This window comes from Streptomyces sp. NPDC059861 (assembly GCF_042731435.1).
Lineage (GTDB): Bacteria > Actinomycetota > Actinomycetes > Streptomycetales > Streptomycetaceae > Streptomyces.
This window is the reverse complement of the sequence record NZ_JBHWJQ010000010.1, coordinates 123,073-141,877: the sequence shown is the minus strand read 5'-3', so window position 1 is coordinate 141,877 and position 18,805 is coordinate 123,073. Positions and strand designations below refer to the sequence as shown.

At 71.6% G+C, this 18,805-nt stretch carries 19 protein-coding genes; 5 read left to right on the top strand and 14 right to left on the bottom strand.

Features of this window, described 5'->3' with window-relative positions; translation table 11 throughout:
• Positions 1-195: 195 nt before the first annotated feature.
• The 6 genes from ACFV6X_RS11945 to ACFV6X_RS11920 all read right to left on the bottom strand — a co-directional run bounded on the left by ACFV6X_RS11945 (position 196) and on the right by ACFV6X_RS11920 (position 7,594).
• Positions 196-2,061 (bottom strand): FUSC family protein, encoded by a 1,866-nt coding sequence (locus ACFV6X_RS11945; RefSeq protein ID WP_385381266.1) that lies wholly within the window; start codon positions 2,059-2,061, stop codon positions 196-198.
• 257 nt (positions 2,062-2,318) lie between these two features.
• Positions 2,319-3,434, bottom strand: coding sequence for an FtsX-like permease family protein (locus tag ACFV6X_RS11940; RefSeq protein WP_385381263.1), 1,116 nt, complete (start codon positions 3,432-3,434; stop codon positions 2,319-2,321).
• A gap of 77 nt (positions 3,435-3,511) precedes the next feature.
• Positions 3,512-4,273, bottom strand: a complete 762-nt coding sequence (locus ACFV6X_RS11935) for an ABC transporter ATP-binding protein (protein WP_385381260.1) — start codon at positions 4,271-4,273, stop codon at positions 3,512-3,514.
• Positions 4,274-4,342: 69 nt separating this feature from the next.
• Positions 4,343-5,905 (bottom strand): hypothetical protein, encoded by a 1,563-nt coding sequence (locus tag ACFV6X_RS11930; RefSeq protein WP_385381257.1) that lies wholly within the window; start codon positions 5,903-5,905, stop codon positions 4,343-4,345.
• An 82-nt stretch (positions 5,906-5,987) separates the two neighbouring features.
• Entirely contained in the window at positions 5,988-6,452 is a 465-nt protein-coding gene (locus tag ACFV6X_RS11925) for a hypothetical protein (RefSeq protein WP_385381254.1), read from the bottom strand.
• A gap of 356 nt (positions 6,453-6,808) precedes the next feature.
• On the bottom strand, positions 6,809-7,594 hold the full coding sequence (locus tag ACFV6X_RS11920; protein WP_385381251.1) for a nucleotidyltransferase domain-containing protein: 786 nt from the start codon (positions 7,592-7,594) through the stop codon (positions 6,809-6,811).
• 239 nt (positions 7,595-7,833) lie between these two features.
• Here ACFV6X_RS11920 and ACFV6X_RS11915 point away from each other — a divergent pair, with 239 nt between their 5' ends.
• Positions 7,834-8,247, top strand: coding sequence for a RidA family protein (locus tag ACFV6X_RS11915; RefSeq protein WP_385381248.1), 414 nt, complete (start codon positions 7,834-7,836; stop codon positions 8,245-8,247).
• Complete coding sequence (locus ACFV6X_RS11910) at positions 8,244-8,693, top strand: GNAT family N-acetyltransferase (protein ID WP_385381245.1); 450 nt, start codon at positions 8,244-8,246, stop codon at positions 8,691-8,693. The genes ACFV6X_RS11915 and ACFV6X_RS11910 overlap by 4 nt, the downstream gene beginning before the upstream one ends.
• Positions 8,694-8,723: 30 nt before the next feature.
• Here the strand turns inward: ACFV6X_RS11910 and pip are convergent, their stop codons facing one another.
• Together pip and ACFV6X_RS11900 are read right to left on the bottom strand one after the other, a co-directional pair.
• Entirely contained in the window at positions 8,724-9,686 is a 963-nt protein-coding gene (gene pip / locus ACFV6X_RS11905) for a prolyl aminopeptidase (protein ID WP_385381242.1), read from the bottom strand.
• A gap of 37 nt (positions 9,687-9,723) precedes the next feature.
• A complete protein-coding gene (locus tag ACFV6X_RS11900; RefSeq protein WP_385381240.1) occupies positions 9,724-10,560 on the bottom strand; it encodes a uracil-DNA glycosylase in 837 nt (278 codons plus the stop codon).
• 116 nt (positions 10,561-10,676) lie between these two features.
• Between ACFV6X_RS11900 and ACFV6X_RS11895 the strand changes: the two genes are divergently transcribed.
• Positions 10,677-11,633 carry a S4 domain-containing protein gene (locus tag ACFV6X_RS11895; RefSeq protein WP_385381237.1) on the top strand — a complete coding sequence of 319 codons (957 nt, stop codon included), beginning with the start codon at positions 10,677-10,679 and terminating at the stop codon, positions 11,631-11,633.
• 227 nt (positions 11,634-11,860) lie between these two features.
• Here the strand turns inward: ACFV6X_RS11895 and ACFV6X_RS11890 are convergent, their stop codons facing one another.
• Positions 11,861-12,343 carry a DoxX family protein gene (locus tag ACFV6X_RS11890; protein WP_385381234.1) on the bottom strand — a complete coding sequence of 161 codons (483 nt, stop codon included), beginning with the start codon at positions 12,341-12,343 and terminating at the stop codon, positions 11,861-11,863.
• Between the two features lie 117 nt (positions 12,344-12,460).
• On the bottom strand, positions 12,461-13,147 hold the full coding sequence (locus ACFV6X_RS11885) for a class I SAM-dependent methyltransferase (RefSeq protein WP_385381231.1): 687 nt from the start codon (positions 13,145-13,147) through the stop codon (positions 12,461-12,463).
• Between the two features lie 154 nt (positions 13,148-13,301).
• On the opposite strand from ACFV6X_RS11885, the gene ACFV6X_RS11880 reads away from it, so the two are divergent.
• Entirely contained in the window at positions 13,302-13,604 is a 303-nt protein-coding gene (locus ACFV6X_RS11880; protein ID WP_385381228.1) for a DUF6343 family protein, read from the top strand.
• Positions 13,605-13,676: 72 nt separating this feature from the next.
• On the opposite strand, the gene ACFV6X_RS11875 is transcribed toward ACFV6X_RS11880, so the two are convergent.
• From ACFV6X_RS11875 to rpsA, 4 genes are all read right to left on the bottom strand, one after another.
• Complete coding sequence (locus ACFV6X_RS11875) at positions 13,677-14,057, bottom strand: tetratricopeptide repeat protein (protein ID WP_365451681.1); 381 nt, start codon at positions 14,055-14,057, stop codon at positions 13,677-13,679.
• A gap of 50 nt (positions 14,058-14,107) precedes the next feature.
• The gene (gene coaE / locus ACFV6X_RS11870; RefSeq protein ID WP_385381225.1) at positions 14,108-14,740 is read right to left on the bottom strand and encodes a dephospho-CoA kinase; all 633 of its coding nucleotides are present in this window, start codon (positions 14,738-14,740) and stop codon (positions 14,108-14,110) included.
• Between the two features lie 210 nt (positions 14,741-14,950).
• Positions 14,951-15,889: a PAC2 family protein gene (locus tag ACFV6X_RS11865; protein WP_385381222.1), complete on the bottom strand. Its 939-nt coding sequence runs from the start codon at positions 15,887-15,889 to the stop codon at positions 14,951-14,953.
• Between the two features lie 205 nt (positions 15,890-16,094).
• Positions 16,095-17,591 carry a 30S ribosomal protein S1 gene (rpsA, locus tag ACFV6X_RS11860; RefSeq protein WP_385381219.1) on the bottom strand — a complete coding sequence of 499 codons (1,497 nt, stop codon included), beginning with the start codon at positions 17,589-17,591 and terminating at the stop codon, positions 16,095-16,097.
• Between the two features lie 320 nt (positions 17,592-17,911).
• On the opposite strand from rpsA, the gene ACFV6X_RS11855 reads away from it, so the two are divergent.
• Positions 17,912-18,772, top strand: a complete 861-nt coding sequence (locus ACFV6X_RS11855) for a class I SAM-dependent methyltransferase (RefSeq protein WP_385381218.1) — start codon at positions 17,912-17,914, stop codon at positions 18,770-18,772.
• Positions 18,773-18,805: the final 33 nt, after the last annotated feature.

Below are 18,805 nucleotides of genomic sequence, written 5' to 3'. Positions count from 1 at the left end.
GATCGTCGCATCGTGCGGGCGCGGGTAGGGGGCCTGATCGTCGCGTCGGGCCGACGCGGGTAAGGAGCCCGATCGTCGCATCGGGCCGACGCGGACAGGGAGTTTGATGGTCGCGTCAGGTCGGCGCGGTCATGTCGATGAGCGGCTGGTCGCGCCGCAGGCGACAAGCGGCCGTCTCGGCATAGGGGGACGGCGTCAGGCGGCGGCGACGGGCAGTTCCCGCACTCGCAGGCCGAGTCGGCGGCGCCCCGTCTCCAGTTCGTCGACGAGTTCGGCGAGCCGCCGGGCGTGACGGGGCGTGAGGCGGCCGGTGTCGTCGAGGTGGACGGCGCAGGCGGTGGTCATGTCGACGAGCCGTTCCAGGGTGCCGGCGACCTCGTCGGCACCCTCCGTGTGGCGGGCGAGCGCGGGCAGTTCGGCGGCGGCGCGGGCGACGGCGCCGCGGGCCTCGGCGAGCGTGCGGTACGCCTCGCGGCGCAGGCCCCAGCGGGCGGCGCGGTCGTCGGACTCGCTCATGACGTGGGCGAGGTAGGCCTGGGCCGCACCGCCGGCCGCCGCGAGCCGCGCCCGCACTCCACCACCGCGCTGCCCCGGCATCGGCAGATGCCCGGCGACGAGCACGATCGCGCAGGCCAGCAAGGTCTCCCCGATCCGGCTCGCGGAGGCCTGCGGTTCGCCGCCCACCATCACCAGGGCGAGGACGAGGACGGTCGCGACGGCGGTCTGGGCGGCGAAGTGCCGCGTGGCGACGGGGATGAGGGCGCCGCTGAGGGCGACGAGCGCGACGAGCCCCTCGGGCCGGGGCAGTACGGCGGCGAACGCGGCGAACGCGAGGGCCCCGAGGACAGTTCCGGCCGCCCGGCACAGCACACGGGACACCAGCGGCCCGAGGTCGGGCTTGACGAGGAAGACGACGGTGGCCGGGAGCCAATACCAGTGCTCGTGCGGTCCGTGCCACTGGGCGTGGCGCAGGGCCTGGGCGACGGCGACGCCGGCGCCGAAGCAGAGGGCGACGCGCAGCCCGTACTCGCGGCCGCCGGCACCGACGACGGCGCGCAGGAGGTCCTTGCCCGTGCGCCGCCGGGTGTGCAGGTCGCCGCCCTCGCCGTGGTCGAAGGCCTCGGCGGCGTGCAGCAGGGCGTCGTCGAGGGCGCGCAGGGCGGGCATCGACCGGGACGGCGCGGGGAGCGGCCCGGCGTCCGTGTTCCCCCGGACGGCCGCGGCCAGCCGCCGAGGCCCCGCGGAGGCCCGCCCGCACAGCCCCTTCCCCGCCCAGGCGAGCGCGGTGGCGGCTTCGGCGAGGGGCAGGGCGGCGGCGTACTGCGCGTGCAACCGCCGCTCGGTGGCCGAGGAGGCGTGGCGCCGCAGCCGGGGCCCGGTGAGGGCGTCCTGGGCGTGGTCGAGAGCGGCGGTCAGAGCGGAACGCCGGGCAGCGTCCTGCGCCGTTCCCACGGCGTCGAGCAGGCCGCCGACGGCGTCGTACACGTCGGCGACGGCTTCCCGCTCCCCGTCGAACCGGTAGTCCCCGGCGAGGGCGCCGGGCGTGGGCAGCGCGAGCCGCAGCGCGAGCAGCCACCCGGCCCCCACGAGGAAGGCGAGCGCCCGCTGCCACCCCGGCTCGGGCAACGGCATCCCGGCGCCGAACGCGCACCCGACGAGCAACTGCGTACCGGCCGCCGAGGCCACGGGCCCGACAGCGCTGACACCACCGGCGACGAGCCCGAGCCCGGTCAGAATCAGCGTCAGCACCGGGCCACCCGTGCCCTGCCCGGCGTACGTCCCGGCGAGCATCCCCACCGCACCCGCAAGCGCCGGCACCCCGAGCCGCCGCACGGACGCCCGTCGGCTGCCGGGCCGGTCGTTGATCCCGGCGAGCATGGCGGCGACGGCGGCGACGACACCGACGGAGGCGCGCCCCGTGACCACCGCGACAAGAAGCAACGGCCCGGCGGCCAGCGCCCCTCGGACAACGGCACTCCACGGCACGGGCCCACCCTGCGCCTGCGCGCGCAGGGCATGGGCCAGCCAGGGCGGAAGAACGCGGACGACACGGCGGTACACGCGGCTCCTGTCGGGACGAGGGCGGGGGTGGCTGCACTCGGGCGACGGTGGCCGGGCGGCGGACGGTGCTGTCCACCGTAGATCGCGTTCCTGGAGGGGATGGAACGGCCGTATTGCCGGGATGTGACGATGCCTGGATGCGCCACGTTCTTTATGAACGCAACGGTTGCGGAGCGTGAGGAGAGCCCGTGGTTCAGGGCTCTCCCAGCGCACTGCTTGCTTCAGCCCCCTACGGGTGGAGACCGGCTCTCGAGGTGTCAGCTGTGAGTTCGCGCCGTGAGGTAAGGATCCCGACGGAGAGCCTCACGACTGCCGAGGAGAGTGCCGGCGCAGAGGCCGACGGCGGGCAGGAGGAGTGCGGCGGCTGCCCAGGCGGGTCCGGGCAGGGCGTCGGTGATGGTGATGGGCAGGCCGAGCACGTCACTGAGCGGCCCGACCAGCGCGACGGAGAGCGCGGTCCCCAGGGCAGCCCCGGCCAAACCCGCCACCGTTCCGGACAGGATGGCTTCACCGAGCAGGATCCGGCGCAACTCCGGGCGTCCGGTTCCAAGGATGCGCAGGACGGCGAACTGACCTAGCCGCGCTCGCGCACTGTCCCCGGCACGCACGGCACCAAGCCCCAGTGCGCCCAGTGCCAGAACCAGAACCCCGCCCCGCATCGCGAGATCTGCCACGCCGAAGAGCCCCGGCAGATTGCGCACCCGGTCGGATACCGCGGACGCCGAGAACCCGTCGTCCTGCAACGTCTTCGTGACCGTGGCCACCTGTCGCTGATGCTCCACGACCACGACGGCGGACTGCGCGCCCTCCTTCTCCCGGAACACCTCCGCCTCCTGACCGGCACGCGCCGCGGCCAGGAATGCGGCGGTGTCCTCCGAGAGATAGGCGACACCGGGCCCGTCGACCTGCCAGGTCGGGTCGTACAGGGCAACAATTCTCAGCTGGATGACATCTGTGGTGCCGGACCCGGCCTCTGAGGCCTGGGTGTAACCGAAGGCGACGGTCCGCCCGACGAGCGGCGTGAAATCGGTCCCCTGCGCGTCGGTCGGCAGCACAACGTCCTTCGGCCCCAACTCCTCGGGGACGGCGCCTCCACGGACGGGAAGATCGTCGCCCGGGGTGAGGGTGCGGCTGGTCAGGTCGTACGTGCCGTTCTCCTCGGCGTACAACACGGAGGGGTAGTCGCCGACGACCTGCCGAACCCCTGGCACACTCCCGGCGTACCGCAGCGCCGCAGTGGTGAGCGATCGGACCGACGCATCGCCCTCGAACGATGAGAGCTCAATCTGAGTGAGCCCACCCGATCCCAGTACATCCCGCTCAACGGCCCCGGCAGCACCGCCCGCCACCCCGGCGGAGGCGGTGAGCAGCATGGCAAGCAGGGCCAGCGCCGGCACGGCCCTGCGCAGCGAACGCCCGTCCCGCTTCCAGGTGTAGAGGCTCCAGCGACTCATCCCAGTTTCTCCTTGGGAGCGTTCTCCGCACAACGTGTGTCCTTGCTCGCCGGTTGCCTGTCGCCGGTCTCGTTGCTGCCCGCCGACAGCACTCCCGCGTCGAGCAGATAGCGGCGGTCGCAGCGTGCGGCGACCGCCGAGTCGTGCGTGACGAGCAGCACGGCCGCACCGCGCTGGGTACTTGACCGCAGGGAGCTCATCACGGACTGAGCCGTGCTGGGGTCGAGTCCCGAGGTCGGTTCGTCGGCCAGGATGAGCACCGGTTCCTTCACGGCGGCACGGGCGACGGCGATGCGTTGCCGCTGGCCGCCGGAGAGCTCGCTCACCGGAGAGTCGGCGAGTTGCTCCATACCGAGGTCGCCGAGCAGATCGCGGGCCGCTGTACGGTGCCGGGCCAGACGGGGACCGAAGGCGGCGGCGACGTTCTCCCAGGCGTTGAGGAACGTGAGCAGCCCCAGGTCCTGGAGAACGATGCCGATCGAACGCCGACGCAGGAGGTCCCTGTCCGACGAGGCCAGGCAACCGGTGTCCGTACCGGCGATGCGCAGCGAGCCCGCGGCCGGTGCAAGGATCAGACCGAGCAGGGCGAGCAAGGTGCTCTTGCCCGAACCTGAAGGCCCTTCGACGGCGGCCATCATTCCTGTGTGAAGCGTGAGGTCGGCTCTGGTGAGTCCGGCGCCGGTGGCGTAGGCGAAGGCGAGGTCTTCGGCGACGACGGCGGGCGGGGATGCGGTGTCCGGCGGTGGGGAGGCCTTCATACGACGGGTGCCCTTCTGACGGGGGAAGCTGGGGCGGATCGGGGACTCGGTGTGTGGGGCTGGGGCTCCTCAGGCAAGGAGGTAGTACGCGGCTCTGGTCGCGTCCGCGGAGGCGGCACCGCCCGGCGAGGGTGCGTACAGGTCCGGAAATCTGACGTCGCGATACCGCTTCAGCAGGCCGGGAAGCTCAGCCCAGAAAGCCTGCGGGATGCTCTGATCGGAGACGAGTGCTGCCTGGACCGCGTCGGACGCTGCCACGAGATCCCCGTCTGCCAGAGCTTTCCGAGCCTGTGCCACCAGGTCGGTCCCCTCCGCGAGCCGTGCGACCTGAGCCGCACAGCCGGCGTCGGCGAGGAGGACGACGATGCGGAGCGAACTGGAGGAGAGCGTGGGGCGTTCGTCCGGGGGCAACGCGACGGAGGTTCGCCTGCAGTCGAGTCCGAACTCGGCGCGCGCGGCCATGGCGCCGTACCAGCCGCGCCGGTTCTCGGCCGTCAGGCGTGCCGGTACCTTCAGCGCGGCTGCCTCCTCGGCACCCTTCTCGGCCTGCGGCCCACAGGACATGGCCAGCCGGTGGCACGTCATGGCGAGCAGCACCCGGTCGGACGGGTCGAGGCGACGATCCGACCCCATCTGCTGCAGCCGCTCCCTCAACCAGTCAGGCGCCTGGGCTTGCTGGGCACGTGCGGTCAGGGCCCGTACGGCGTTGTAGGTGGCGGTGAGCGTGCCCAGTTGAGCCGGGGACTTGGCGACGAGGCCGTCGGACCGGATGCTGCTCACCGGAGCGGGAAGGGATGGGGCGGATCCGGAAGCGCCGACGGTGAGCGCGCGCCGGACCAGCCACCGCGTCTGAGGGTCGGGATCGTGCAGTGCTGGCTGGAGACAGATGCGTGTCGGCTGCGGCAGCCGTTGCCGCAGCAGGGCCAGAGCGGCTCGCTGAATGGGGTCGAGGCCGGCGCAGTCCCCGTGCAGCTGCACGTCGGCGTCGCGGAGAGCCCGGGTCGCCTGGCCGCGTACGCCTACCGCACGCAAAGCCTCGACCGCGTAGAGCACCGGTACGGGCTGGTCGGCACGAGCGGTGTCCGCCGCAAGGCGGTCCAGGCTGGCGCGAGGCACCTCTCCCTCGCGGCCCAGGCACGTCAAGGTGCTCAGAAATGCGGCACGGGTGGCGAGGGAGGTCAGACCATCATCCGCGTGGTCCGGCGTTCGCAGGTAGGCGTGCGCTTCTCCCTCGGCCTGCTCTCGAACTCCGGCCCGTGTCAGGACAGCTGCCGCATCGGCCGACTTCGGAGCCTTGACCCCAAAGGCCCCGGACAGCGACAAACACACGTAGTGGGCACGCCACGCGGGAGTGTCCAGCATGTCGGTCCGGGCGAGATCCGCCAGGGCGCCGGGTCGGATCCCTGGCACCGGGTCGCCGCTACGGCGCCCCGGCAGCGCTGCCTCCAGACGACCGTAGGCGGTCGGATACAGCGCGGGATCCCGTCCGGCATCGACACGCGAGGCACGCACGAGATCATTGGCACCACGCAGGGCGTCGAGTTGCTCGGCCAGGTCGCCACCGGGCGGGCCGGGCCGCTCGACCGCCCCGCCGCCGTACAAGGAGACGCCCAGCACCGTGGCGATCGCCACCGCGACGCCGGCGAGTACCTGGTGGCGACGGCCCGTGTGCTGGTGGAGACGGGTAATACTGTTCTTCACGGCGGATCGTCGGTCAGTCGTTCGCGCAGGCGGAAGCGAACGCCTTGACGCCGGCCTTGAAGGCCCCTCCGTCCGAGCAGGTTGTGATGCTCGTGTTCATCGATCCGCCCGGATCGGCGATGCCGCTGATGTCGGCGATCCACGTGTTCTTGTTGGTCCAGCTGACCTGACGGGTGTTCTCACTGACCTGCGTGCCGCTCGGACTCAGCGAGAGAGTGGCCTGCCATCCGTTGGCCTTCACCGTCGCCACATTGGTGATCTTGCTGACCTTGTACTTCGCTCCGCCCTTCGTGGTCTTGGTGGACGTCTTGAACGAACACTTGTCGGCGTAGGCATTGCAGTGCCAGGCATTGGCCACGACTTTCGCACCCGTGCCGGGCAGCGTCGTCGATCCGGTATCGGAAATGGCCAGCCCCGGCACGGCCGTCCCCATGACCAAAGTCCCGGCCAGTCCAGTGGTCAGCAGGGCGTTCTTCATTTGTCCTCCCCGTGTTCATGGCGCGCCCGCGCGCGTCGTACGTCGCCTTCTGGCGGAAGCCGGACTGTACATGCGGCGGAATCCATCAAGAACGACCGGAAAGGGGCGTATGAATGCCCAGGGGCTGGAGACATTCAGGCAGCACCGGCGTGATAAGCGTGACGGCCGGCGACGACTCGACGTTCCCCCCTACGGCGAACGCGATGATCGGTTGTCCGCGAGTCGGGTTCGCGCACTCTTCGCCCGAAGCTCAGGAAGGGCAGCTTCCAGCCACGCGGAGGACGCCGAGTTCACACGTCGGCGTGACGCACCCGGATGCGAAATGACGGTGCCATCTCGGTGTTGACGCCGCTGCGTCACGCACCAGTCGCCACCTCCTCCACCGCGTGCTCGAACAACTGCTCAGCGTTGGCAACGGCCTGGCTCAGTTGATCCGGCCTGGCCCTCAGACCGCCGATCACACCGTCGATGCCTCGCAACCCGGCCCGATCCAGCAACCGCTTCTCATTGGTCACCCACTCCCCCCGCGCCGCCAGCACGGCGTGTCCCGTCTGTACGGCGGCCGTGGCGATGGCGCCGGTCACCTCGGTGAGCCGGCCTGCGGGCGCGTGGTTGGCCTTGGCGTAGGCGAGGGTCGCGGCGGCGGTGCCAGACCAGCGGCGGCTCGCCGTGCGGCGCAGCTTCTCCGGGTACGACGCCGGCCTCGGCAGCTGTCCGCGCAGGACCTGGTTGATCGCCAGCTCGGCGACGATCAGATAGGTGGGGATTCCGGCGAGATGGAACAGCAGCGGCTCCACCCGGAACCGGCCCTCCTGCGCCTCTGTCAACTCCCGCTCCACGACGTCGAGGTCGCGGTAGTGAACGTCGACACGCCGCCCGTCGATCGTGAGCCACGCGCCCCCGTTGAACACGCCCCCGCCCCACTCGCCGACCTCGGACACCTCTCCTTCCCAGCCGAGGGCCCGGAGGTCGGCCGGCTCGAAGGGGCCGCGGTAGTAGACGGCCAGGTCCCAGTCGCTGTCGGGTCTGTGGGTGCCCTGGGCACGGGAGCCGCCGAGGGCCACGGCCTGGACGGTGGGGAGGGTGGCGAGGCGGTCGGCGGTGGTGTCGAGGAACGTGGTGTCGTCGGCGGGGATGGGCATGCGCGCAGCGTACGTAGTCGTGCGCCTTTGCCGCATGCGGGTGCGCCCTGGGAAGGGGGCGAGTGAGGCACCTCCGCCCGTGTGACCTCGGGGCCCGGAAATTCGGATGCGCGCGTCGGCGCGGGCGCGGATGATCGGCGGGTCGGCCACCGTACGCCCGTTCCGGTATGCCCAGTTGGCCGGTGTTTCAATGCAGCGACACGCCTGTACGCCCCGCCGTCGACGTCAGCAGGGAGCCCATGATCAAGCGCGTCACCGTCCCCTCCCTCTTCCCTCCCCCCACCTACTCCCACGCCTCCGTCGTCGAGGCCGGCACGAAGCTCGCCTTCCTGGCCGGCTCCGTGCCGCTCGACGCCGACGGAAAGCTTGTCGGGGAGGGGGATCCCGTGCGGCAGGCTCAGCAGGTGGTCGCCAATCTGGGGGAGCAACTGCGCGCCGTGGGCAGTGACTTGGCGCACGTGCTGGCGACCGAGGTGTACGTCGTGGGCAGCGAGCCCGCGGTGCTGTCCGCCGTGTGGGAGGTCGTCGAGGCGTCCGGGCTGAGCACCGGTCCGCACTCGTCGACGCTCCTCGGGGTGGCCTGCCTCGGGTACACGGGGCAGTTGGTGGAGATCACGGCCACCGCCGTCGTTCCCGACGGTTCTTGGCGATGAGCCGGGTCGCTCTCCGCCGCGCCGTGGCGGCGGATGCCGGTGCCGCGGCGGACGTCTGGCTGCGTTCGTTCGCCGCCGCGTTGCCGACGGTCGTCAGGCCGCGCTCCGACGACGAGGTGCGGGACTACTTCCGGGACGTGGTGGTGCCGCTGCGGGAAACCTGGGTGGCCGAGACCACGCAGGGTCTGATCGGCGTCATGGTGCTCCACGGTGACCAGCTCTCCCAGCTCTACCTCGATCCGGACTGGCGCGGCCGGGGCGTCGGGGACCGCTTCCTGGACCTCGCCCGACAGCGCCGGCCACACGGCCTGACCCTGTGGACCTTCCAGATCAACACCCCGGCCCACCGCTTCTACGAACGCCATGGCTTCGTCGCGGTCGAGCGCACCGACGGCAGCGGCAACGAGGAAGGGGAGCCGGACGTCCGGTACGAGTGGCGGCCCTGAGCAGCCATCCACCGCACAGTCCGGCCCGGCTCAGCGACTCGCGTACCGGTCCGTCGCCGCGACCAGCAACTCCGTGATCCCCGGCGCACCCGCGTTGTGTCCGGCCTCGTCGACCACCACCAACTCACTGCCGGGCCAGGCGTGGTGCAGGCGCCAGACGGTGCCGAGGAGGTTGCCGAAGTCCAGGCCGCCCTGGACGAGGATGCCGGGGATGCCCTTCAGCAGAGGCGCGTCGCGGAGCACCACTCCCCCGTCGTCGCCCCCGCCCAGGAAGTGGTCGTTGCCCCAGTAGTGCGTGACCGTACGCGCGAAGCCCATGCGGAACACCGGGTCCTCGTAACGCGGCACGGAGCGCGGCGGCGCGGGAACGCACGCCGTCTCCCAGTCCGTCCACGCCCGGGCTGCCCGCTCCCGCACCCTCGCGTCCGGGGACTCGAGCAGCCGGTTGTAGGCGGCGGCGAGGTTGCCTTCGCGATCACCTTCGGGCAGTTCGCCGACGAACATTTCGAAGGCCTCCGGCAAGAGCTTGCCAAGCCCCCGGGTCAACAGCGCCACCTCGGCGTTCGACCCCGTCGCCACCCCGGTCAGCACCAGCTCGGACACCGCGCCGGGGTGCGTCTGCGCATAGCGCAGCCCCAGCACCGACCCCCACGACACACCCCAGACGAGCCACCGCTCGATCCCGAGATGCCGCCGCAGCAGCTCCAGATCGGCGAGGAGACGATCCGTCGTGTTGACGCTCATGTCGGTGCCGTACGCACTGGCCCTCGGCGTCGAACGCCCGCACCCCCGCTGGTCCAGCAGCACGATCCGGTACGCCGCGGGGTCGAAGTAGCGCCGGAAGTTCGGGGAGCATCCGGTGCCGGGCCCTCCGTGCAGCATCACCGCGGGCTTGCCGTCCGGGTTGCCGCAGGTCTCCCAGTGGACACGGTTGCCGTCGCCGACGTCGAGCATGCCGTGGTCGTACGGCTCGATCTCCGCGTAGAGACTCATCGGAGCACCGTAGCCCCGCCACGACGGCCCCGTCCGGTCAATCTCGCACCGCCAGCCCCGCCGTACGCCCCGCCTCGCGCAGCACGTCCCGCAGCATCTCCGGGGTGAGACGGCCGGTGAAGGTGTTGCGCTGACTGACGTGGAAGCAGCCGTAAAGGTCGAGGGCGGGCAGTTGGTCGCGGGGTGGGGTGTGGGTGGGGGGTGGGGTGTCGGTGGGGGCGTTGGAGCGGCGGCGTGCGGTGAGGTCGGGGGATGCGCTCGGGTCGGCGGATGCGCTCGGGTCGGCCGGCGCGGCGAGCCTCACCTGTGCCCCGTGCGCGAATGCGGGCCTCGGTCGCGGCACCGTCCAGCCCGCCGCCGCGAACGCCGGCAACGCCGCCTGCCACCCGAAGGCGCCGAGTAGGACCACCGCCCGCAACGTCGACCGCAGCAGGCCCAGTTCCTGGACGAGCCAGGGTCGGCAGGTGTCGCGCTCCCCCGGCGTGGGCTTGTTGGCGGGCGGCGCGCAGTGCACGGGCGAGGTGACGCGGACGCCGTACAGCTCCAGGCCGTCGTCGGCCGTCACCGAGGTGGGCTGGGACGCGAGCCCCACGTCGTACAGCGCCTCGTACAGCACGTCGCCCGACCGGTCCCCGGTGAACATCCGGCCGGTGCGGTTGCCGCCGTGCGCCGCCGGAGCAAGGCCCACGATCAGCAGCCGGGCGTCCGGCGGGCCGAAGCCCGGCACCGGCCGCCCCCAGTACGTCCAGTCGGCGAAGGCGGCGCGCTTGGTACGGGCCACCTCCTCGCGCCAGGCGACCAGCCGAGGGCAAGCCCGGCAGCCCGCGATCCGCTGATCGAGGCCGGCGAGACCGGCAGGGGCGCTGCTGTCCATGCGTCCACCGTAGATCCGCGCCCCCGGCCTGCGGCGACCGCAACGGTGGCCGGCCCGGACCCGAGCTGGAGGAAACGCCCTCCAGCGCACCGGGCCAGGCGGGCTAAGGTCAAGGAATGGCTTCCGATCGCATGGACGAGGCGGGCAGCGGCGGGACCAGCCGGTACTCCCCGGACCGCACCGCGCCCCCGGCCGACGAACGTGCTCTTGAGACACTCCGGACCCGAAAGGCCGAGGCGGTACGAGGGACGACCGGCTCGTCCGCCCCGCCCGCCCCCACCCCGTCCGCCGACGCCCCGCAGGCGGACGACCCTGCCCCCGCCGCCGAGGACCAGGGCGCCCCCGCCGCAGGGGATCAGGGTGCCGACGCCCCCGGGACCGAGCACCCCGGCGCCGACGACCCGAAGGCCGCCGCCACAGCCGCCGCGATCGCCGCCGCCAAGGCGGCCGGTCCGGCGAACGGCGAGAGCGTCCGCATCGACAGCTGGATCTGGTCCGTACGGCTGGTCAAGACCCGCTCCCAGGGCGCCGCGGCCTGCCGTGGCGGCCATGTGCGGCTGAACGGCGAACGGGTCAAGCCCGCCCACGCCGTACGCGTCGGAGACGAGGTACGGCTCCGGCAGGAGGGCTGGGAGCGCGTCGTCGTCGTCAAGCGGCTGATCCGCAAGCGGGTCGGCGCCCCCGTGGCCGTCGAGTGCTACATCGACAACAGCCCACCGCGTCCGCCCAGGGACCTCCTCGCCCCGGCCGGCATCCGTGACCGCGGCACGGGCCGCCCGACGAAGCGCGACCGCCGCGAACTGGAGCGCCTGCGCGGACTTGGCGGCCTCGGCGGCCCGGCGGGTCCAGGTGGTCCGGGTGGTTCAGGTGGACTCGGAGGTGCTGGCGGCCGAGGTGTGCCGGATGGAGAGGGAGGCCCGGGCGGAAAGGGAAGTCCGGGCGGTAGGGGAGGCTCGGTCGGCCTCGGAGGCCCAGACGGGCTTGGCGGGCTGGGCGGGACGGGTGGGCTCGGAGGCCCGGGTGGAGGCTTCGGCCGGCCGGGTGGCCGTGGTGGCCGCACCGGAGGGCGCTGACCTGCGGGCATAGCGGAGAAGGCAGGGTGAAGGGGCCCGGCGGAGGGGGCCCGGCGGAGGGTGCCCGGCGGCGGAGGCACAGCGGCGGAGGCACAGCGGAGCGGTGCGACGCGCTGTTACGGCCCTGCGGTGACGGCCGGTGTCATCCACCCATCGCCACCGCCGCCGTACGCTCCCCGCCCGCCGCACCCCCGCCGTACGGTCGGCCATGCCGGGCGCCCCGTCCGTCACGCCCGTCGCCGCAGCATCCGCAGCAGCTCCGTGTTCTGGCCCCGCCGTGCCCAGGCGATCAGGGCGAGCGGCACCAGCAGGATCACCGGTGTTGCCGCGTTCTGCCCGTCGAACACCGTGAGCTGCGTGACGAACGCACCCACCATCAGCGCGCCCAGCGACATCGCGGCGACGGACTGGAGCGGCCGCACCAACAGGGCGACGGCACCCGCCAGTTCGAGGATGCCGACGCAGTACATCCCCGCGTTGCCCCAGCCCATGTCGGCGAAGGTCTCCGCGGCCGAGGAGTGCGCGATCAGCTTGGGCAACGCGCTCGCGACGGCGTAGAAGAGCGCGAGGGCCACCTGGAGGGCCCGAAGGGCGATACGGGCCCGGCGGCCCCGAGCGGTCGCGGACTCGGCCACCACGACGGGCGAGGGAGCGGGCGAGACGGACGCGTTGGACGCGACGGAGGCTACGGATGCGGTGGTCTCGGACATGGGGGTCTCCTGTGTGAAGCGGTATGCGTTGCTGTCACAGAGACAGACCCGCCGCAGGTCGGGAACTCATCGCCCTCAGGCCGGAATTTCGCTCACCTCATTCGCTCGCTCCCCGGTTCAGCCCCCTTCCACCATCACGGCCTTCACCCACACCCGGTCCTCCGTCAGGTACGCGTCCACTCTCAGGCCCACCTCGCCCAGCGCGGCCTCGAACTCCCCCTTGGTCAGCGGCCGGGCCCGGAACGTCTGTGTCCACGCCGCGTCCGGGAAGTCGTACTCCGCGCGCACCGAGTTAGTGCCGTCGCCGACCGGTTCCGAGGAGACGATCCGCACGGTGAAGCCACTCGGGTCGACCCGCTCGCGCGGCACGTTCGTGTGGTGGTCCTCGCCCTCCCGCTGGATCAGCACACAGCCGCCGTCCGCGAGGTGCCGCGCGCACGTCCGCAGCAGGCCGCGCCGCACCTCCTCGTCACCGGTGTGCACGAGGAACGACGCCAGCAGCACCGCGTCGAACCGCTCCCCCAGGTCGAGCTTCTCGATGGGGCTGCATATCGTGCGCGCTCCGCGGACGCGCTCCAGCATGTCCGGGGACTCGTCCACCGCCGTGACCGTGTAGCCCCGCTCCAGCAGCGGGTGCGTCATCCGGCCGACCCCGCTGCCCAGCTCCAGAATGTGCGCCCCGGCCGGCACCGCGCCGGCGATGACCTCCGGCTCGTCCCCCACCGGAAGCCGCGAGTAGAGCTCGACCGCGCAGCCGTCCGGCGTGATCGCCCCCGGTCCCGTCCCCTGATGTCCCGCTCGCATTTTCAGCCCCATGCCCGTCCAACGGCACGCGTCCGCACAGCCGTTCCCACCCACCCGCACTTCACCCGTTCGAGTGATTGCACCCGGCCGCACGGGCCCGAGCCCCATACCTGGAGAACGGCCGGGCCGAAGAGTAAGTTGCGAGTAGGGAGTGATGATCCGGATGCGTACGGGCAGTGAGCCGATGACCGCGCGCAGTGCGCTGCGGGCGCGGTTCTGGCTGAGCGTGTGGGGGGTGGCCTGGGCGATCTTCGGCACGATCGCCTTCATGCTGGTCGGCCGCCCGGGCTGGGCGATCGCCTGTGGCGTGCTGTGGCTGGTGATCACCGTCGACCTGGCCGTCATCGTCCGGCACATCCGCCAGGGCCCGCACTTCCAGCCGGGCCGGGACGTCCCGCCGTACCGGCCGGTGGAGAACCGCGCACCCCACCGGCCCCCGGAGGACCACACTCCGTAGCCCGCCCTGCGGCTCACCGGTCGAATGGCGCCGTCTGCAGACGGATCGGACGCATCAGCCGCCTCGGACGGCTCACCCGTCGAACCGCGCCGCCTTCAGGTACTCCGGGTTCGGATCCAGCGCGGCCGCCAGCCGGAAATGCCGTGTGGCCTGGTCAGGCCGACCCTGCCGCTCATAGGTGCGGGCGAGCGCGAAATGCGCGAACGCGTTGTCCGGCTCCCGCTCCAGAACGATCGTGAACTCCAGCTCCGCGGGCCGCAGTTGCGCGGCGGCGAAGAACGCACGCGCCCGCAGCAGCCGGGCCGCCGTGTTCTCGGGGTGGGCGGCGATGACGGGGTCGAGCAGCTTCACCGCGCCTCGGGGATCGCGCGCGGCGAGCAGTTGCTCGGCGGCGCGGTAGTCGATGACATGCGTCTCCGGCGAACGTCCGGTCGAACCGCTGGTCTCGGGCACGGCAGAGTCCTTCCCTTACTGCCTCGTTTCAACGCCCGCTCCCGTAGCCGCTATTCCCGGGGCCCTTCCTGGGACGAACCCCGAGGCGCGTGCGCCCGGCGCACCAGCTCCGCCCACACCTCCTTCACGCGCCCCTGCAGCTCCGGCAGCGGTACGTCGTTGTCGATCACGATGTCCGCGATCTGGAGGCGCTTCTCGCGCGTCGCCTGAGCGGCCATACGCGCGCGTGCGTCCTCCTCGGTCATACCCCGCAGCCGTACGAGCCGGTCCAGCTGGGTCTCGGGGCCGGCGTCCACGACGATCACGAGGTCGTACAGCGGCGCCAGGCCGTTCTCGGTGAGGAGCGGTACGTCGTGGACGACGACGGCGTCCTCGGCCGCCGCGGACTCCAGCTCGCCGGACCGGGCACCCACCAAGGGGTGCACGATCGAGTTCAGGACGGCCAGCTTCTCCGGGTCGGCGAAGACGATCGAGCCGAGCCTCGGCCGGTCCAGGCCGCCGTCCGGTGCGAGCACCTCCTCGCCGAAGGCCGCCACCACGGCGGCCAGGCCGGGAGTGCCGGGCGCGACCACCTCACGCGCGATGCGGTCCGCGTCGATCAGCACGGCCCCGCACTCGACGAGCAGCCGCGACACCTCGCTCTTGCCGGCGCCGATCCCGCCGGTCAGGCCCACCTTCAACATGAGCGGAAGCTTAGGCCCTGCCGGTGACGAGGCACCGAGCGGTGACGGACGACGACACGGCCCCCGGCCGACTCGCCCGACCCCCCGAGCCCCGCGGACGGCCCGCACCCCCAGGCCACCCGACCACCGGGCTCACCCCGCCACCCGCGTCCGCCCCGACCACCGGGCTCACCCCGCCACCCGCGTCCGCCCCGACCACCCGGCCACCCGTCAGTTCTCCCCTTCACGCTCCGCCAGGAACCGCTCGAACTCCTGCCCGATCTCGTCGGCCGACGGAATCTCCACCGGCTCGGCGAGCATGTTGCCGCGGCTCTCGGCGCCCGCGACGGCGTCGTACTGGTGCTCGAGCCCCTGCACGAGGGCGGTGAGTTCCTCGTCGCCCTCCTGGATCTGCCGGTCGATCTCCGACTGGGTGCGATGGGCGTCCGTGCGCAGGGAGTGCGCGATGCCGGGCAGCACCAGCCCCGTGGCGGCCGTGATGGCCTCCAGGACGGTCAGCGCCGCGTCCGGATAGGCGGAGCGGGCGATGTAGTGCGGGACGTGGGCGGCGACGCCCAGGACGTCGTGCCCGGCCTCCATGAGGCGGTACTCGACGAGGGACTCGGCGCTGCCGGGCACCTGGGCCTCGTCGAAGGGGCTGCGGTAGCCCGGCACGAGGTCGGTGCGGTTGCCGTGCGGGGTGAGGCCGACCGGGCGGGTGTGCGGGACGCCCATGGGGATGCCTTGGAAGTTGACGGCGATGCGGACGCCGAGGCGCTCCGCGATCTGGTCCACGGCCGCGGCGAAGCGCTCCCACTCCACGTCCGGCTCGGGGCCGGACAGCAGCAGGAAGGGCGCCCCGGTGGTGTCCTGGACGAGCCGCACGGCGAGCGTGGGCTCCTCGTAGTCGGTGTAGCGGTCGCGCTTGAAGGTCAGTAGTGGACGGCGGGCGCGGTAGTCGACGAGCCGGTCGTGGTCGAAACGGGCGACCACCTGGTGGGGCAACGCGTCGAGGAGCCGGTCGACGATCTGGTCGCCGGTCTCGCCCGCGTCGATGTATCCGTCGAAGTGATAGAGCATGACAAGTCCGGCCGACTCCTGGGCGAGCGCCATGTCGACGACGGCCAGCCCCTTCGGCTCCCACGTGTACAAACCCTGCGGATCAAGCACAGTGACCGCTCCTCCTCGTGTCCGTACTCGACAACGCCGCCCGCAGGACGGGCATTCCCGCCCGGCTCCCCAAGATCGGCTGGTGCCGGAGCCGGCGAACGCGTCGGAGGAAGGGCCGAGTTCGCGGCTTGCCGCAGACACACCAAGGGCCCGCACCACGAAGGTACGGGCCCTTGGCTATCGGCTAGGCCTCAGCGGTGAGCGTTCAGCTCTGGCCGCCCGCCAGCTTCTCGCGCAGCGCGGCAAGCGCCTCGTCCGAGGCCAGCGCACCGGAGTTGTCCGGGCCCTCGGAGGAGTACGAACCGCCGGACGCGGCCGGAGCCGCACCCGCCGCGTCGCCGCCCTCGGCCGCCGCAGCGGCGTCGGCCTCGCGGGACTTGATGACCTGCTGCTGGTGCTGCTCGAAGCGGGTCTGCGCCTCGGCGTACTGGCGCTCCCACTCCTCACGCTGCTTCTCGTAGCCCTCGAGCCAGTCGTTGGTCTCGGGGTCGAAGCCCTCGGGGTAGATGTAGTTGCCCTGGTCGTCGTACGACGCGGCCATGCCGTACAGGGTCGGGTCGAACTCGACCGAGGCCGGGTCGGCACCGAAGGACTCGTTGGCCTGCTTCAGCGAGAGGCTGATGCGGCGGCGCTCGAGGTCGATGTCGATGACCTTGACGAAGATCTCGTCGTTGACCTGGACGACCTGCTCCGGGATCTCCACGTGGCGCTCGGCCAGCTCGGAGATGTGGACCAGACCCTCGATGTCCTCGTCCACGCGGACGAACGCACCGAACGGAACCAGCTTCGTGACCTTACCGGGCACGACCTGGCCGATCTGGTGGGTGCGGGCGAACTGCTGCCACGGGTCTTCCTGGGTCGCCTTCAGCGACAGGGAGACGCGCTCGCGGTCCATGTCGACGTCGAGGACCTCGACGGTGACTTCCTGGCCGACCTCGACAACCTCGGAGGGGTGGTCGATGTGCTTCCAGGACAGCTCGGACACGTGGACCAGACCGTCGACGCCACCCAGGTCCACGAAGGCACCGAAGTTGACGATCGAGGAGACGACGCCGGAACGGACCTGACCCTTCTGGAGGGTCGTGAGGAACGTCTGGCGGACCTCGGACTGGGTCTGCTCCAGCCAGGCACGGCGGGACAGGACCACGTTGTTGCGGTTCTTGTCCAGCTCGATGATCTTGGCCTCGAGCTCCTTGCCCACGTAGGGCTGGAGGTCGCGAACACGGCGCATCTCGACCAGGGAGGCCGGGAGGAAGCCGCGGAGGCCGATGTCGAGGATGAGACCACCCTTGACGACCTCGATGACGGTACCGGTGACGATCCCGTCCTCTTCCTTGATCTTCTCGATGGTGCCCCAGGCACGCTCGTACTGGGCGCGCTTCTTCGAGAGGATCAGGCGGCCTTCCTTGTCCTCCTTCTGGAGAACAAGGGCCTCGATCTCGTCACCGACGGCGACGACCTCGTTGGGGTCGACGTCGTGCTTGATGGAGAGCTCGCGGCTCGGGATAACGCCTTCGGTCTTGTAACCGATGTCGAGCAGGACCTCGTCCCGGTCGACCTTCACGATGACGCCGTCGACGATGTCGCCGTCGTTGAAGTACTTGATCGTCTCGTCGATCGCGGCGAGGAAGGCTTCCTCGTTACCGATGTCGTTGACCGCTACCTGCGGGGTGGTGGCGGTGGTCTCGGTGCTGCTCGTCATGTGGGAAAGGGCTCCGGTACGGACATTGAAGTCGTAGGTACTGCTTACGCCGGGAGCCCGTTTCGCCTCTGCAGAAGCCGGACAGCCAAGGAAGCGTCTCACCGGTACCCGGTGATGACGCCTCGACAACCGAGGGGACATACAACAGATGCGAGCGCAGCCTGCTACGTCTGAGGTGCGCAGGCCCGCAGCGCAACTTGTAGCATACGGGGGCAGCCGGACAGGGTCAATGCGCGAAGGCGCACACCCGGGGCGGATCACCCCATACCCGGCACAAAACCTGTCTCCTGAGGCCACGCGGGCCGTGAGGCGCCCCTCCAGTGACACCCCCGGGACGGGTTGGACGGCAGATTACGACGAGGGAGCCGATCATCCAAGAGCCGGAAGCGTTCGAGCCGGAAGCCACCCGGCGTACCGCGGATGTCACGGAGAGCGCCCGGGCCAACCGGGGCTGGTGGGACCGCAACGCGGACGAGTACCAGACCGAACACGGCACGTTCCTCGGTGACGACCGATTCGTGTGGGGTCCCGAGGGCCTCGACGAGGTGGAGGCGGAGCTGCTCGGCCCGCCGGAGGAGCTGAAGGGCAAGCACGTCCTGGAGATCGGCGCCGGCGCGGCCCAGTGCGCGCGCTGGCTGGCGGCCCAGGGTGCCCATCCGGTGGCCCTGGACGTCTCCCACCGCCAGCTGCAGCACGCGCTGCGCATCGGCGGAGCGTTCCCTCTGGTGTGCGCCGACGCGGCCACCCTGCCCTTCGCGGACGCCTCTTTCGACCTGGCGTGCTCGGCGTACGGGGCGCTGCCCTTCGTAGCGGATCCCCGGATGGTGCTGCGGGAGGTGCGGCGGACCCTGCGGCCGGGTGGTCGCTTCGTGTTCTCGGTGACGCATCCGATCCGCTGGGCGTTCCCGGACGAGCCCGGTCCCGAGGGTCTGAGCGTGTCGGGTTCGTACTTCGACCGCACGCCCTACGTGGAGCAGGACGAGCACGGCCGGGCGGTGTACGTCGAGCACCACAGGACGCTCGGTGACCGTGTCCGGGACGTCGTGGCGTCCGGGTTCCGGCTCGTGGACCTGGTGGAGCCGCAGTGGCCGGCCTGGAACACCGCCGAGTGGGGTGGCTGGTCGCCGCTGCGCGGGAACCTGATCCCCGGTACGGCGATCTTCGTGTGCGAACGGGACTGAGCCCCCTCCCCTCAAGCGCACGCACGCACGCGC